This is a genomic window from Chryseobacterium gwangjuense (assembly GCF_021311115.1).
Lineage (GTDB): Bacteria > Bacteroidota > Bacteroidia > Flavobacteriales > Weeksellaceae > Chryseobacterium > Chryseobacterium gwangjuense.
Window position 1 is genome coordinate 309537 of the sequence record NZ_JAJTNP010000001.1, and the last position, 15735, is coordinate 325271.

General features: G+C 35.2%; 13 protein-coding genes. 6 read left to right on the top strand and 7 right to left on the bottom strand.

Annotation, left to right across the window (positions count from 1 at the left end):
• Positions 1 to 155 precede the first annotated feature (155 nt).
• The 3 genes from LV842_RS01405 to LV842_RS01415 all read right to left on the bottom strand — a co-directional run bounded on the left by LV842_RS01405 (position 156) and on the right by LV842_RS01415 (position 4949).
• Entirely contained in the window at positions 156 to 3089 is a 2934-nt protein-coding gene (locus tag LV842_RS01405) for a reprolysin-like metallopeptidase (protein WP_233109674.1), read from the bottom strand.
• 205 nt (positions 3090 to 3294) lie between these two features.
• Positions 3295 to 3792 carry a DinB family protein gene (locus LV842_RS01410; protein ID WP_233109675.1) on the bottom strand — a complete coding sequence of 166 codons (498 nt, stop codon included), beginning with the start codon at positions 3790 to 3792 and terminating at the stop codon, positions 3295 to 3297.
• A 17-nt stretch (positions 3793 to 3809) separates the two neighbouring features.
• The gene (locus LV842_RS01415; RefSeq protein ID WP_233109676.1) at positions 3810 to 4949 is read right to left on the bottom strand and encodes an acyl-CoA dehydrogenase family protein; all 1140 of its coding nucleotides are present in this window, start codon (positions 4947 to 4949) and stop codon (positions 3810 to 3812) included.
• 189 nt (positions 4950 to 5138) lie between these two features.
• On the opposite strand from LV842_RS01415, the gene LV842_RS01420 reads away from it, so the two are divergent.
• The 5 genes from LV842_RS01420 to purF all read left to right on the top strand — a co-directional run bounded on the left by LV842_RS01420 (position 5139) and on the right by purF (position 10807).
• A complete protein-coding gene (locus LV842_RS01420; protein ID WP_233109677.1) occupies positions 5139 to 7019 on the top strand; it encodes an endonuclease in 1881 nt (626 codons plus the stop codon).
• Between the two features lie 128 nt (positions 7020 to 7147).
• Positions 7148 to 7753: a SatD family protein gene (locus tag LV842_RS01425; protein WP_233109678.1), complete on the top strand. Its 606-nt coding sequence runs from the start codon at positions 7148 to 7150 to the stop codon at positions 7751 to 7753.
• Position 7754: 1 nt separating this feature from the next.
• Positions 7755 to 8450, top strand: a complete 696-nt coding sequence (locus tag LV842_RS01430) for a DUF3307 domain-containing protein (protein WP_233109679.1) — start codon at positions 7755 to 7757, stop codon at positions 8448 to 8450.
• A gap of 22 nt (positions 8451 to 8472) precedes the next feature.
• Entirely contained in the window at positions 8473 to 9192 is a 720-nt protein-coding gene (gene purC, locus LV842_RS01435; protein ID WP_233109680.1) for a phosphoribosylaminoimidazolesuccinocarboxamide synthase, read from the top strand.
• A 115-nt stretch (positions 9193 to 9307) separates the two neighbouring features.
• Positions 9308 to 10807: an amidophosphoribosyltransferase gene (gene purF, locus LV842_RS01440; RefSeq protein WP_233109681.1), complete on the top strand. Its 1500-nt coding sequence runs from the start codon at positions 9308 to 9310 to the stop codon at positions 10805 to 10807.
• A 68-nt stretch (positions 10808 to 10875) separates the two neighbouring features.
• Here purF and LV842_RS01445 read toward each other — a convergent pair whose 3' ends face one another.
• The 3 genes from LV842_RS01445 to aroB form a co-directional block, all read right to left on the bottom strand.
• The gene (locus tag LV842_RS01445) at positions 10876 to 11451 is read right to left on the bottom strand and encodes a porin family protein (protein WP_233109682.1); all 576 of its coding nucleotides are present in this window, start codon (positions 11449 to 11451) and stop codon (positions 10876 to 10878) included.
• Positions 11452 to 11673: 222 nt separating this feature from the next.
• Positions 11674 to 12336 carry a porin family protein gene (locus LV842_RS01450; RefSeq protein ID WP_233109683.1) on the bottom strand — a complete coding sequence of 221 codons (663 nt, stop codon included), beginning with the start codon at positions 12334 to 12336 and terminating at the stop codon, positions 11674 to 11676.
• A 263-nt stretch (positions 12337 to 12599) separates the two neighbouring features.
• A complete protein-coding gene (gene aroB / locus LV842_RS01455; protein WP_233109684.1) occupies positions 12600 to 13646 on the bottom strand; it encodes a 3-dehydroquinate synthase in 1047 nt (348 codons plus the stop codon).
• Positions 13647 to 13748: 102 nt separating this feature from the next.
• Here aroB and LV842_RS01460 point away from each other — a divergent pair, with 102 nt between their 5' ends.
• Positions 13749 to 14900 carry a pseudouridine synthase gene (locus tag LV842_RS01460; RefSeq protein WP_233109685.1) on the top strand — a complete coding sequence of 384 codons (1152 nt, stop codon included), beginning with the start codon at positions 13749 to 13751 and terminating at the stop codon, positions 14898 to 14900.
• Between the two features lie 179 nt (positions 14901 to 15079).
• On the opposite strand, the gene pncA is transcribed toward LV842_RS01460, so the two are convergent.
• On the bottom strand, positions 15080 to 15685 hold the full coding sequence (gene pncA / locus LV842_RS01465) for a bifunctional nicotinamidase/pyrazinamidase (RefSeq protein ID WP_233109686.1): 606 nt from the start codon (positions 15683 to 15685) through the stop codon (positions 15080 to 15082).
• Positions 15686 to 15735: the final 50 nt, after the last annotated feature.

The following is a 15735-nucleotide window of genomic DNA, read 5'->3' on the forward strand; positions in this document are numbered from 1 at the left end:
TTTTTGATAAAATTATCATTCCTGCATTAATAATAATTTATAAAAGAAAATTTCACATTCACATCTGAATTGATTTTGAATATGTTAATTTGATTTTTAACAATAAAAAAGCTGCCTGTTTTCACAGACAGCCTTACATAATTTAATATTCGGTATTAGTTTTTAATAAATCTCTTAGAAGTCTCTCCAATCTGGATCATATAAGCACCTTTAATAAGATTACTTACATTAACAGAGCCTCTTTCAAGTTTTCCTGATTTAATTAGTTTTCCACCCATATCGAAGATCTTATAGTCTTCTGAAGTCGAATTTGAAACATTTAAAATATCTCTTGCCGGATTTGGATACAACTTAACATCAGTAATCAAGTCTTTAGTATCAATCAGATCTCCTCTTCCTGATGAAAGGATATTTAAGGTATAATCTTCAACCTGTCCGTACGTGTAAGATCCACAAGAAGATGTAGGAACAGAGCTGTATTTCATCATTACTCTCATTCTTGTAGTTCCTAAAGTTGCTGTAGCCGGAATAGTAATTGATCCTGTAACCGGTGTAGTCGTAGAACCTGCTTTAGACCAAGCCAACTCTCCGCTGTCTGCAAAGTCTCCATCTTTATTGTAATCAATATACACTGCATAAGCTTCACTGTATTTTGTAGAAGACCATGTAGGAGTTACTGAGATCGTGTAAGCACTTCCTCTTGTCACATTAGTAGAAACAGAGGTGAAGTCCTCATAACCAGCAGTTCCTGTAGAAGTGTTATTAATTGTTCCGAAACTTACATTTCCAATTCTTTCATCAGCTGTATTCGTTGCCGTTGCTGTACAATAACTTACTGAAGTTCCCGCAAGAGTTGTTACACTTACCGTATTGCTTGAAACGGAAACATTTCCTGCCGCATCTTTAGCTTTTACTGTGAAACTGTAAGTTGTAGAAGGAGTTAAGCTTGTTACAGTATAAGAAGTAGATGCTGTGGAACCGATCAATGAAGCTCCTTGATAAACATCGTAACCTGTAACTGCTACGTTATCTGTTGCTCCTGACCAAGAAAGATTTGTGCTTGTAGAAGTAGTGCCTGAAGCTGCTAATGTAGGTGCTGTAGGAGCCACAGTATCTGAAGATCCCGAACCTGCATTCACAGTAATATTTGCGTTATTTACATCAAAGAAAATATGATTTGAACCTTTTACCATAATTCTTCCGGTAGTAGTAGAAACATTCGGAATTGTTACCGCTTCGGTTCCATCGTTTGGAGTTCCTGCCAATAGAGTAGCCCATGTGTTTCCGCTGTCTGTAGACCAAAGAATATCTACATTTGCTGCATTTACATTGTTAGCAGTAGTTCCTGCTACATTCCAGGTTATCGTTTGAGAAGTTCCTCCCGAATACGTAGTTGCAGAATTTTGAGAACTCACACTGAAAGGTCCTGCTGTCGCATTTACCGTAATTACTGCATCATCAGAATTATTTCCGGAACCTCCGGCTCTGTTATCACGAACCGTAAATCTGAAGTTATACGTTCTTGCCACATTAGACAATGCTTCAACTGCAATTTCTGAACCTGCTGTTGTTGTTGCGCCCGTTAACACAGAAGCCATTCTTGGAAAATATCTCGTTGGAGTGGTTTGAGGAGTCCAAGATCTGAAAGTTGGTCCGGAAGCTTTTGTTGCACTTGCAGCCGAACTTGCAGCCGTTTGAGAAGAAGAAGCATTATCCATCTGCTCCCAAATGTAGGTTAGAGAATCTCCGTTCGCATCTGTACCGGCTCCGGTTAACATAAATGGAGTTCCTTTTGGTATTGTATAGTCCAACCCTGCATTAGCTGTTGGAATTGAATTTCCTGTAGCCGTATTTACAGAGCAGGTCTTCGCTTTAATATTATTGGTAATCTGCTGAATACTCACTGCGTGGAAGAAAGCATCTGAATGCGGTTGAATATCCTGACTTGTAATCCCTGCATACCCCATAATCGTTGATCCGGAACCAGGTTCCATATTCACTCCTGTTCCTTCATTATTCATTGAGAAGGTATGGTTTCCTCCAAACTGATGCCCCATTTCGTGTGCTACATAATCAATATCAAAATTGTCACCGGATGGAATTGCATCTGCAGGCGAAGTGTAGCCACTTCCTTTTGAACCGTTTGTACAGACACAACCGATACAACCTGCATTTCCGCCACCTCCTGAAGCACCGAATAAGTGACCGATATCATAGTTGGCTTCTCCGATTACCGATGTTAACGTACTTTGAAGCTGAGAATTCCAGCTACTCATTCCGGAAGCTGCAGAATACGGATCTGTAGAAGCGTTGGTATAAATTACAGCATCATTATTAGCAATTAAAACCATTCTAGCCGCAAAATCTTTTTCAAAAACTCCGTTTACACGAGTCATCGTATTGTTCATTGCTGCCAAAGCATTGGCTTTTGTTCCTCCGAAGTAAGTCGTATACTCACCAGTACAAGATAATGCTAATCTGAATGTTCTTAACTGAGCATCATCTGCGTTGGGCCTTGCCACAAGACTTGTTGCATTAGCTGCTCCTTTTTGTGCAACATCAATTACACTACATTCAAATTTACTTAAATCATCTTTCTTGTCAGATTTTTTGTACACTACATAAGTGGAAAGATCTTTTGTGTAAGGCTCAATGAAAACGGCAGATTTATCACCGTAAATTTCCATTGAAGATAAACCTAGAGGGGAAATACTGAAATAAACCGTAGAATTGGGATCTTCTAAACCTGTCCCTACATAAGATTTAATATCGGGATATTTCGCAGCCAGTTCAGGAGTAAAATTGGAATTTTCTCTGATTTTAAAGTTTTCCATTTTTCCTTCAGAATTCGGGAAAGAAACAATAACCTCTGATTTTTCTCCTGCAGCTAATCTTTTGGGGGCTTTTGCAAGAACGCTTTTCAATCCGTTCATATCCAGACTGAAAATCTTAGGAGAAGTAACGAAGGATTTGTTTTCAAAAATTTCTGAAGTTGTTTTTCTTGAACTTTCAGACCAAAGACGGCCGGTCTGAGCGAAAGAAATGCCTGTGATCAGAAGCATTCCGATCATCGATAGTTGTTTTCTCATATAATCTTTATTTTGTTTGTGGAATATCAAAGCTAATAAAAATTATATTACGAAAAACAAATTTTTTTAAGAAAATTTTAGACTATCACTTTAAAATATTATGCAATACATTGAAAATACTTAAAATTCTATATTCTCAAAAAAAGAAAATAGCACGCGCAAAATGCGCATGCTATTCAGTTATTAATGATATAATTCTAAATTTCTAAAATTTATCGTCGGCAGTTGGACCGTATAATCCCGGAACTTTATTTCCTGTAGATCTTAAATAAACAACCAACTCGCCTCTATGATGATACAAATGATTGTACAAAAACGAACGAATCACCTGAATTTTTGGCATAGGAGGGAAGAGTACATTTCCATCCATTTCCATTTTCCATTCATTAAAATAAGTGTTTTCGTCTGAGTTTTCTAAAACTTTTTGAGCTTTAGCAACATTTTCTTCAAACTTAGCCACAATATTTTCTGCCTTGGAAATATCTCCTTTATCATACTGGTATGTTCCCATATCGAAAACATCCTGATTAAAGGTAGATTCAAACCAATTATAAACTTCAGCAACATGGGAAGCCAACTGACCTGTTGTCCAGTTAATTTCAGAGGGTTTCCAGTCTAAAGCGCTGTCCGGAATTGCTTTCAACAATTTTCTGGTGCTTTCTGCTTCATGCAAAAATTCGCCTAATAGTGCCTGTTTAATCATTTGTATGTATTTAAAAATTATTTTGTGATATCTCTACCGATCACTAATCTTTGGATTTCAGAAGTACCTTCTCCAATCGTGCAAAGTTTAGAATCTCTGTAGAATTTCTCAGCAGGGAAGTCTTTCGTATATCCATATCCTCCGAAAATCTGAACGGCATTGTTAGAAATTCTTACACAAGCTTCAGAAGCATATAGTTTTGCCATAGCTCCTTCTTTTGTCATTTTTTGTTTAGCGTTCTTTAAAGTTGCAGCTCTTTGAATCAATAATTCAGCAGCATCGATTTCAGTTGCCATATCTGCTAACATAAAGTTGATCGCCTGGAATTCTGAAATTGATCTTCCGAATTGATGTCTTTCTTTAGCATATTTTAAAGCTGATTTATAAGCTCCTCTTGCTGTTCCTAAACTTAATGCAGCAATAGAGATTCTTCCTCCATCAAGAATTTTCATCGCTTGCTTGAACCCTTCTCCAACTTCTCCTAAACGGTGAGAATCCGGAACACGAACGCTATCAAAAATAAGTTCTGCAGTTTCTGAAGCTCTCATCCCTAGTTTATTTTCTTTTTTACCAGAAGTAAAACCAGGCATTCCTTTTTCCAAAACAAATGCTGTTGAATTATTTTTAGCACCAATTTCTCCTGTTCTTGTCATTACAACGGCAATGTCTCCGGAAATAGCATGCGTAATAAAGTTTTTAGCCCCGTTAATGATCCAGTCATCTCCATCTTTTACAGCTGTTGTAGACATTCCTCCTGAATCTGAACCTGTGTTATGCTCTGTTAATCCCCAAGCTCCGATTACTTTACCTGAAGCTAATTGAGGAAGCCATTTGTTTCTTTGCTCTTCATTTCCAAACTCATAGATGTGATTGGTACAAAGTGAATTGTGAGCAGCAACTGAAAGACCGATAGAAGGATCTACCTGAGAAATCTCATCAAGAATTGCAACATACTCATGATAACCAAGACCAGAACCACCGTACTGCTCAGGAACAACAATCCCCATAAAGCCCATCTCACCTAACTGATGAAATAAATCTTTAGGAAAAGTCTGGCTTTCGTCCCACTCCATAATATTAGGTCTGATATTTTTCTCAGCAAACTCTCTTGCTGTTTCTGCTATCATTTTAATGTTGTCAATAGTCTCTGTATTCATATAGATAATAGTTAGTTCCCAAAGATAAATAAATTGACGGAACACCCCAAAAATTATTTTCCCCATACTATTTGGACAACAAATATTTATCCCTCAACCTTTTAAATTCTAATATTTAATGATTTCTTAATAAAATTTTCTAGAAAACAAGTTTAATAATTTACTAATTTAGCCTTCCAATACTAAAGCATGAAAAAACTTCTACTACCTATATTTTTAATTTCATCATATTTTGCAGCACAAGCTCCTGCAGGATACTATAATGGTACAACCGGTTTAAGTGGCTATGCATTAAAATCTAAGCTTCACGATATTATTTCTAGTCATGCCATCAATTGGCATTACGGAGATCTGCAAAACTATTATAACCAAACCGACCTGGATAAATACTATGATCACGGAAGCAGCAACACTACATTATTATTAGATATTTATTCTGAGATTCCAACCGGACCGGATGCTTATGAATACACTTCAGCTCAATTAATCGGCAGTGCTTCTACAGAAGGATTAGGCTGGAACAGAGAACATATGATTCCGCAAAGCACATTCAGTACAGGAAGTATTAGCGATTATCCTATGTATTCCGATTTATTCTATGTAATTCCTGCCGATGCCAGAATTAATCAGCTAAGAAGCAACTATCCGTACGGAATGGTAGGTTCCACAATTTATTACACTTTCACAAACGGTTCCAAAATAGGAAACTGTGCAATTCCCGGAGCGGCTTACACCGGAAGAGTATATGAACCTATCAATGAATTCAAAGGAGATGTTGCAAGATCTTTACTTTATTTTGCAGTACGATATGAAGGCAAATTGAATTCTTTTAATTATATGGCGGGAACAACTCCTGCAAATGATGAATCTCAACTTGACGGAACAGAAGAAAGGGTTTTTGAACCTTCCTATATCGCTATGCTTCTTCAATGGAACCAGCAAGATCCTGTTTCACAAAGGGAAATCGATAGAAATAATGCGGTTTATAATATCCAGAAAAACAGAAACCCTTTTATTGATAACCCGGCTTGGGTAAATGCAATTTGGTCTGATACTCCGGATGCCATTGCTCCGAATCCACCTACAGCTTTAACTACAACTTCACAAAATGCTTATTTTGTCAATCTGAGCTGGACTCCAAGTACAGATACCGATATTTTAGGATATAAGATATATATGAATGGTTCTGCAACACCGGTTGCTACTACAAAAAACACTTCAATAGCATTAGATCATCTTTCACCATCCACATCTTATACGTTTACCGTAAAATCTTATGATAAGGGTTATCTGGAATCCGTAAACAGTAATATCGCTTCTGCAACTACACTTTCATCAGATTCTTATGCTAAAGATTTAATCATCACCAAATATCTGGAAGGCACTTCAGACAACAAAGCTCTTGAAATCACCAATAAAACAGGACATGAAGTCAATCTGAACGATTATCGTCTCAATATCCAGTTTTACAGTGGAACATCCTATTATTTTTCAGATACTTTTGAGCTGGAAGGAACGATTGCCAACAACGAGAACTTTGTCATTCTTAACCCTAATGCAAATCTCAGCTGTTACACCAATGCACAGGCGAAATTCGTAACTGCATCTACACCTATGACTTATACAGGAAGTCAATATGTAGAATTAGCCTATAACGAAAATATTCCCGTAGATGTTATCGGAACCAAAGGAGTAACGAATTCTAATGGAAACGTTTCTTTATACAGAAAAGCAACGGTAACCCAACCAACGGCAAACTTTGCTATTTCAGAATGGGATTCTTATGCAAGCAATTATTGTTTAAACTTAGGATCATTATCAACTTCGGACCTTATCACTTCCTATGAAGAAGGATTAAAAATTTACCCAAATCCTGCCAATGAAAACATTTTCGTAAGCGGAAAAGTCGAAGAGATACAGTCTGCACAAATTTTAGATTTCTCCGGAAAAGTGATTTCTACAGAAAAAACTCCATTCAAAAACAAAAAGAATATTTCTGTTCAGCATCTATCTACAGGTTCTTATTTGTTAAAACTTGATGAGAAAATCTATCCGTTTATTAAAAAATAATTTAAAAAAGCTCCTGAAATCAGTACTTTAAAACATCATTGATATAAGCAGATTCACTAATAATCAATATCTATAAGTGTTTCTGCTTATATTTTTTATTTATAAGTAATTATGCTTATATTTGCAAAATGATAGCGGTCATTACCGGAGATATTATAAATTCACAACAAGCGGAAACAGAAGTTTGGATCACCAAGCTTAAAAATCTTCTCGAGAATTGGGGAAGCGCTCCTCACACATGGGAAATCTACAGGGGAGATGAGTTTCAGTTCAAATGTAATATTGATGACGTTTTCTGGCGTTTCTTAGCCATAAAATCACTTATAAAAAGTCAGGAAAATTTAGATGTAAGAATTGCCATTGGAATTGGTGAAGAAAACTTTTCGTCTGAAAAGATTACCGAATCCAACGGAACAGCTTATGTGCATTCCGGAAGATTATTAAATGATTTAAAAAATGACGGTCATACGGTTGCCATCAAAACGTCTAACGATTCGGTAAATAAAGACTTAAATATTCTTCTTAAATGGTCCTCAAAAGATTTTGACAACTGGACGATGGCGACTTCAGAAATCATTCATGAAATGATTATGAATCAAGATATTACACAGGAAGATTTAGCAAAAAGATTTAACATCTCACAGTCCTCAATAAGTCAGCGACTGAAACGTGCAAACTACGAGCTTATCGTAGAAACTAATCAATATTTTAGAAAGAAAATTTCAGAACTGTAAGATGATTTTTATTCAACTCATATTGGCGCATTTACTTGGAGATTTTGTTCTTCAGCCAAATTCTTGGGTTGCAGAGAAGGAAAATAAGAAACTAAAGAGCAAATATTTGTACCTTCACATTCTGATTCACACTGTATTAAGCTTTGTTTTTCTTTGGAATCTGGAACTTTGGTGGGTAGCTGTGTTGATAGGAGTTTCACACTTTATTATTGATGCTGCGAAACTGAGTTTTCAGACCATAAAAAATAAAAAGAACTGGTTTTTTATCGATCAGGCTTTACATATTGTAGTTATTGCAGGAGTCTCTTTTTGTTTTAATGAATTCAATTTTGAATTTTTAAAAAATCAGGACTTCTTAAAAATATTGATGGCAGCCTTGTTTTTAACGACACCTGCTTCAATTTTCATTAAAATAGTATTGTCTTCATGGACGCCCGTTCCGGAGACAGCAAACCATATACAAACCGAATCTTTATCCAGTGCAGGAAAGTATATTGGAATTTTAGAACGTTTACTGGTTTTCACTTTTATCATGGTGAATCACTGGGAAGGCGTAGGTTTTATGGTGGCTGCAAAATCTGTTTTCAGATTCAGCGACTTAGCACAAGCCAAACAAAGAAAATTAACAGAATATGTACTCATCGGTACACTTCTGAGCTTTGGAACGGCAGTTTTAACAGGAATTTTAATTAAATAATATAAAATAAATCTAGTAAGAAATGGAAAAGAAAGAAATGTTGTACGAAGGTAAAGCAAAACAAGTATTTGCTACCGATAATCCTGATCAAGTAGTAGTACGTTTTAAAGACGACGCTACAGCATTTAACGCTCAAAAAAGAGGATCTGTTGATTTGAAAGGTGAAATGAACAACGCCATCACCACTTTGATTTTTGAATATTTAAATGAAAAAGGGATTAAGACTCATTTCATTAAACAATTGAACGAAAGAGAGCAATTGGTAAGAAAAGTATCTATCATTCCTTTGGAAATGGTGGTAAGAAACTATTCTGCAGGAAGTATGGCTCAAAGATTAGGAGTGGAAGAAGGAATTAAATCTCCGGTTACCATCTTCGATATCTGCTACAAAAAAGATGAGTTGGGAGATCCGCTTATCAACGATCACCATGCTGTTTTCTTAGGTGCTGCTACTTACGAAGAGCTTGATGAAATGTATGAATTGACTTCAGACATCAACGAAATTCTGATCGATTTGTTCGACAAAATGAATATCATCTTAGTTGATTTCAAAATTGAATTAGGTAAAACTTCTGATGGCGAGATTATCTTGGCAGACGAAATTTCACCTGATACTTGTAGACTTTGGGATAAAGATACGATGAAGAAGTTGGATAAAGACAGATTCAGAAGAGACTTAGGAGAAGTTACTGAAGCATATGTTGAGATCTACAACAGATTGAAAACTGTGCTTGCTAAATAATTTAGGCTAAAAGCCAGAAGTTGGATGCTGGAAGTTTATTGGTATAGAAAGTTTAGCTATAAACTTCAGACTTCGAGTTCCCAGCTTCCATCATTATAATTTAGAAAAAATAGAAATGAAAAGTTTAGACATTCATAAAAGTGAATATTTAAAACAGTTTGAAACTCAAACTTACGGAAGAAATCTTTTCAGAACGCAGGAAGAAGAGAGATTAGATGCTCCGAACGAGGAGTGTGGTATCTTCGGAATGTATTCTGATAACGATTTGGATACGTTTTCTCTTTCACAATTCGGACTTTTTGCACTTCAGCACAGAGGTCAGGAAGCTTGTGGTATTTCTGTTCTAAAAGACGGAAAAATCACCAATATGAAAGATGAAGGGTTGGTTTTAGACGTTTATAAAGAGATCGCAGATCCTGAAACTTTTATGGGAAATTCTGCAATCGGACACACTCGTTATACGACTGCAGGAGATAAGAAAAAGTATAATTTCCAGCCATTTTTCGCCAAAAACGAATATGACCAGATTATCCTTTCGATTGCACACAACGGTAACCTTACCAATGCAAAAGAACTGAAAGCTGAATTGGAAGCTGAAGGTGTTGTTTTCAGAGCAACTTCAGATTCTGAGGTTATCTTAAGATTAATTCAAAAAAATCTTGATTTAGGTCTTCGTGGAGCGATCAAAGCAACGATGGAAAAAATTGAAGGAGCCTATTCAGTTGTAGGGATGACGAGAAATAAATTCTTTGCATTCAGAGATTTCAACGGAATCAGACCTTTGGTTTTAGGAGCAATTAACGAAAATTCTTACGTGGTTGCTTCAGAATCTGTAGCTTTAGATGCAGTTGGAGCACAATATGTTCGTGATATTTTACCGGGAGAAATCATTTACACCAATGAAAATGAGCCTGGAAAATTACATTCAATCATGGTGGATGAAGAAAAAGCTAAGCAAAGAATCTGCTCATTCGAGTATATTTATTTTGCAAGACCTGACTCTTCTTTAGAAAATATCAACGTTTACGAAATCAGAGAAAAATCTGGTGAAAAAATCTGGGAACAGTCTCCTGTAGAAGCTGATCTGGTAATTGGAGTTCCTGATTCAGGAGTTCCGGCTGCTATTGGATTTTCTAAAGCTTCGGGAATTCCTTTCCGTCCGGTTTTGATTAAAAACAGATATATCGGAAGAAGTTTCATCGTACCGACTCAGGAAATGAGAGAAAGGGTAGTGAACTTAAAATTGAATCCGATTATTTCCGAAATCAAAGGTAAAAGAGTAGTGATCATCGACGATTCTATCGTTCGTGGAACTACTTCTAAAAGATTGGTTAAAATCCTTAAAGATGCAGGCGTGAAGGAAATCCACTTCAGAAGTGTTTCTCCACCAATTATCGCCCCTTGTTATTTAGGAATCGACACGCCGTCTAAAGATGATTTGATTTCTGCCAATATGACGACTGAAGAACTTAGAAATTATTTAGGAGTAGATTCTTTAGAATTCTTAAGTATCGATAATCTAAAAGTTATTTTAGGTTCTGCTAACCATTGCTTCGGATGTTTCACAGAGGAATATCCTGTAGGAAAAGGAGAAGAATTGGAATTATTTAATTAATTCTTTGATACATAAAAAAATGTCAGACTTAAAATTAAGTCTGACATTTTTTATTGAAACTAATTTGTTTAGAATTTATAAGCGATACCTACTTGGAATACGCTGTTTCTGATTGCATCAGAAGGATTGTTTTCAACAATATCAGTAGCTCCGGCAACAAATCTTGCAGTAACTCCAAATCCTTGCGCAATATAATAACCTGCTCCTATTCCAACACCAAAGTCAAATCCTTTGTAAAATTGATCTACATCTACAGAACCTCCGTCTCCTTTCATTTTTCTACTAATTGCAAAGCTAAATTGAGGTCCAGCTTCCAAATAGAATTCAGGAAGAACATTATACTGTAACATTACAGGAATAGAGATATAATCAAGGTTTAATCTTACATCTGAAAAATCCTTACTTTTCGCTCCCATTCCGTTATACAAAACTTCCGGTTGTACACTGAAAGAAGATGCTACCGGAATATTGGCAAATACACCTGCATAAAGTCCAGCTTTTGCTTTCGCATCATCATTAATAGAAGCTACGTTAAGACCTGCTTTTACACCAAATGATACTGGAGAAGATGAAGATTTTGCCTTTTCTTGAGCAAATGTTAAAGAACTGATTGCAATAGCAATTCCTAAGATTAATTTTTTCATAATTATTATTTTTAAATATTTTCAAACTTTAATCATCAAATTTCTTGCCAAAATTTATTAATTTTAATTATTATCTTTAATAAAACACTTATATTTTATCAAAAACAAAACTTATTTAATGTTTTTTATTTTCACTTATCACCTATAAAAATGTCAGACTTAAAAATTAAGCCTGACATTTTTTATTGAAATTAAAATTTGTTCTTGAAATAAATCTGAGATCTAGAATTTAAATGCCAATCCAACCTGGAAAACATTGTTTCTAATCGCATCAGATCCACTTGGTCTGTCTTTAGCAACATCTGTTACACCAGCAACATATCTCGCTGTAAGACCAATATTATCTGTGAAATAATATCCTGCTCCAATACCGATACCAAAATTGAAGGTGTTCATATTATCTTTGTTGATATCTTCAGTTCCGCTGGTTGTAGTCGTGTTACCTCCAATAACCGTTGTTTGGTCATACTTTTCTTTTGCAGTAACGTTAAAACCAAACTCAGGACCTGCTTCTAAATAGAAGTTCGGAACGAAATTGTACTGGAACATCACCGGTACAGTAATATATCCTAAATCTGTTGTATACGATCTTTTAACACTGTTGTTAGCGTCAACTACATTATTGTATACCGCTTTACTTCCGTACTGGCTATACAAAACTTCTGGCTGAATGCTGAATGAACTAGCAACCGGAATATTAGCAAAAACACCTGCATTAAAACCAATTTTTGATTTTTGATCATCTAATCCTTCATCTTTAGAAAGTGAAGAAACGTTCATACCGGCTTTTACACCAAATGAAACCGGACTAGATGAAGATTTTGCCTGTTGTGCAAATGCTAATGAGCTAGCCGTAACTGCTAATCCTAAAATTAACTTTTTCATAACTTTAATTTTTTTAATATTTACTACTTTATAATTTTAAACTTTACTACTGCCTGAATTTTCATCAGACGGGGAGTATCTTTCAAATTGCTTGCCAAAATCAAAATCGAAAAAAAAAGCAATAAAAAACCGTCGGAATTCCCAACGGTTAAAAATTATATAAAACTGATATTCAGTAAAATAAAAATTAAAACAAAATAATGTTTAGAATAATTCTAAATTTATTTTTTCATTAAAAACAGCTTAAAATTTATGCGAAAAAACTAGGCATTATTCAATTTTCTATAGAATTTTAACGATTCTGCTATGTTATTTTGACTGCACTGATGATCAAAAGTACATGAACCAATTCCTGAGAGTAAAGAAAAATTGATTTTACTGTCTACGTTTTTCTTATCATTTAATAATAAGGCAAAAATATCTTCATCCTTAAAATCACTAATATCTAAATAAGGATAATGCTTCTGAACATTTTCTATAATAATTTGAGAGTCTTCCTGTGACAGTAATCCTTCAAGATAGGAGAGGTGTGCTTCACAAATTGTTCCGGCAGCTACTGCTTCCCCATGAAGAATAGGATTTCCCTGTTCAAGACATAAGCTTTCAATAGCATGACCTATCGTATGAGCAAAGTTTAATGTTTTTCTAATATTTTTCTCATGAAAATCCTGATCTACAACATTCTGCTTGATATTCATTGAAGTCTGGATATGAGGAATTACACTTTCAATATCCAATTTATTGATACGGATAAGGTTTTCCCAATGGTTTTTATCTGCAATCAGTCCATGTTTCAGCATTTCTGCAAAACCGCTTCTCAATTCTTTAAAAGGAAGAGTTTCTAAAAACTTTGGATACACAAAAATCTGTTCAGGGAAAGTGAAAGTTCCCACCATATTTTTAAAATGCATTAAGTCAATTCCTGTTTTTCCTCCTATAGAAGCATCACACATCGATAGAAGAGTCGTAGGAATATTGATAAACTGAATCCCTCTTTTGTAGGTAGAAGCTACAAAACCTCCCATATCTGTAATTACACCGCCTCCTAAATTGATTACCAATGCTTTTCTGTCCGCCTGCATTTCCGTCAAAATTTCCCAAAGCTGGTTCGCCGTTTGAATATTTTTCATTTCTTCTCCGGCTTCTATCTCCAAAATTTCAAATCCCAAATCCGTCTCCATATTTCCTAAAAGAATAGGAAGACAATATTCATGAGTATTTTCATCGACCAGGATAAAAATTTTACTAAACGATTTTTCGTGTAAGAATTCGTTTAATTGAGAAAAATTATCATTTAATATTGTTATCATTTTCAGAATTTCTATAAGGTTAATTGTAAAACAATATTGCAAAGTTATGATTCTTAATTTTTAACTCGTTATTAAATTACTATCTTTGCACAAATATTTAGCATGAGCAGAGACAATAATTCAGGAAGACCAAAGAAACCAAGAAGTTCAACAAGAAATAATTCTGATGATTCTCGTGCTTCAAGATCAGGAAATTCTTCTGGTTCAAAACCTTTCAAAAAGTCTTTTCCTAAAGCAGGAGAAAGAAATTCAGATTCCAGAAATAGTGGTGGTACAAGTTACCAAGACAGAATGGATAAGAAGTTTGGAAAAACTGAAAAAACAGACTTTGTTACCAATTCGAGTGAAGAGAGAAAAACTTTTGGAAAATCTGCACCTAAAAGAGGAGGAAGCAGACCTAATACCTTTGATACAAGAGATAAGTATGAAAGAGGTAGCTTAAAATATGGAAGAAGACCGGGAAGTTCAGATGACAGAAACCAAGACGGTGCAAAATCTTTCGTACAAAAAAGAAGGCTGAACAAAATTGACAAAGACATTCATAAAGATACTATTCGTCTTAATAAATATATTGCTAATTCAGGAATTTGCAGCAGAAGAGAAGCTGATGAACTGATCACTCAAGGTTTAGTTGAAGTAAACGGAAAAGTGGTAACTGAAATGGGATATCAGGTTCAGAAAATAGATAAAGTAGTTTTTGACGGACAAAATATCACTCCTGAAAAACCGGTTTATGTACTTTTGAATAAACCTAAAGGATATATTTCTACTACAAAAGATGATAAAGCGAGAAAAACTGTAATGGATTTGGTAGCCAATGCTTCTCCTTATCGTGTTTTTCCTGTTGGAAGACTAGACAGATCTACAACAGGGGTTATTCTTTTAACGAATGACGGGCACATGACGAAGAAATTGACTCACCCGTCTTTTGATGCGAAAAAGATTTACCATGTAACGTTGGATAAAAAACTGACGCATGAAGATATGAAACTCATTGTAGAAGGAATTCGTCTGGATGAAGGAGTTGCTGTTGTAGATCAGATTTCTTTCATTGAAGGAAAACCGAAAAATGAAGTGGGTATTGAGATTCACATCGGTTGGAACCGTGTTATCAGAAGAATCTTCCAACGATTAGGATATGAAGTGGAAGCTTTAGACAGAGTAATGTTTGCAGGATTAACGAAGAAGAATATCAAAAGAGGACACTGGAGAATTCTTACAGATCAGGAAGTTAACAATCTTAAAATGCTTTAATTAAAAGCTTTTAAGTCCGAAATAAAAAAAGGTGTTGAATATTTTCAACGCCTTTTTTGTTATGAATTTGTCATTCTATAAAGAAAATAAGAAAGCTTCGACTCCGCTAGTTGGTAAAACTTACGAAATAGTATTAGTGTTGCCAGGCTGAGCGGAGTCGAAGCCTTTAATATAAAAAACTATCCCAAAACAGTCACGCCTTTTTGAATCATCTCATAAATGGCATCTCTTCCGTTCTCCGGTTTCACGTTAACAGCACGCGTTCCGTTGAAATGCAGACACGTTATATATCCGTTTGCCACTGCATCTGTACATGTAAATTTCACGCAATAATCCATTGCTAGCCCTACGATCTCAACCAATTGAATTTCATGATATTTTAAAAAATCATCTAAACCAGTTTTCATGAAGTGATTATTATCCTGAAAACCGCTGTAACTGTCGATTTCCGTGTTCTTACCTTTCTGAATAATATGAGTCACTTTATCTCTGTTCAGATCTTTATGGAACTCTGCCCCAAAAGTTCCTTGCACACAGTGATCCGGCCACATAAACTGAGGAACACCATTTAAAATAATGCTTTCTCCTACTTTTCTGCCATTATTACTTGCAAAACTTTTGTGATCTGCAGGATGCCAATCCTGTGTAAGAACAATTTGATCATATTCATTTTCTTCCATCAGAAGATTGATATAAGGAATTACTTCATTTGCTCCCGGAACAGCCAATGCACCTCCTTCACAAAAATCATTCTGTACATCGACTATTATTAATGCTTTTTTCATATTTTAAAATTCTCGAATTTTTGATAAATTTACAAAAACTAATCCTCAAA

What these genes read in the sequence shown, in the direction of transcription:
- LV842_RS01420 (WP_233109677.1), top strand. Translation starts at nt 5,139, where the DNA reads ATGAAAAAACTTCTACTACCTATATTTTTAATTTCATCATATTTTGCA.
- LV842_RS01445 (WP_233109682.1), bottom strand. Translation starts at nt 11,451, where the DNA reads ATGAAAAAATTAATCTTAGGAATTGCTATTGCAATCAGTTCTTTAACA.
- LV842_RS01450 (WP_233109683.1), bottom strand. Translation starts at nt 12,336, where the DNA reads ATGAAAAAGTTAATTTTAGGATTAGCAGTTACGGCTAGCTCATTAGCA.
- LV842_RS01415 (WP_233109676.1), bottom strand. Translation starts at nt 4,949, where the DNA reads ATGAATACAGAGACTATTGACAACATTAAAATGATAGCAGAAACAGCA.
- LV842_RS01460 (WP_233109685.1), top strand. Translation starts at nt 13,749, where the DNA reads ATGAGCAGAGACAATAATTCAGGAAGACCAAAGAAACCAAGAAGTTCA.
- purF (WP_233109681.1), top strand. Translation starts at nt 9,308, where the DNA reads ATGAAAAGTTTAGACATTCATAAAAGTGAATATTTAAAACAGTTTGAA.
- pncA (WP_233109686.1), bottom strand. Translation starts at nt 15,685, where the DNA reads ATGAAAAAAGCATTAATAATAGTCGATGTACAGAATGATTTTTGTGAA.
- LV842_RS01425 (WP_233109678.1), top strand. Translation starts at nt 7,148, where the DNA reads ATGATAGCGGTCATTACCGGAGATATTATAAATTCACAACAAGCGGAA.
- aroB (WP_233109684.1), bottom strand. Translation starts at nt 13,646, where the DNA reads ATGATAACAATATTAAATGATAATTTTTCTCAATTAAACGAATTCTTA.
- LV842_RS01430 (WP_233109679.1), top strand. Translation starts at nt 7,755, where the DNA reads ATGATTTTTATTCAACTCATATTGGCGCATTTACTTGGAGATTTTGTT.
- LV842_RS01405 (WP_233109674.1), bottom strand. Translation starts at nt 3,089, where the DNA reads ATGAGAAAACAACTATCGATGATCGGAATGCTTCTGATCACAGGCATT.
- LV842_RS01410 (WP_233109675.1), bottom strand. Translation starts at nt 3,792, where the DNA reads ATGATTAAACAGGCACTATTAGGCGAATTTTTGCATGAAGCAGAAAGC.
- purC (WP_233109680.1), top strand. Translation starts at nt 8,473, where the DNA reads ATGGAAAAGAAAGAAATGTTGTACGAAGGTAAAGCAAAACAAGTATTT.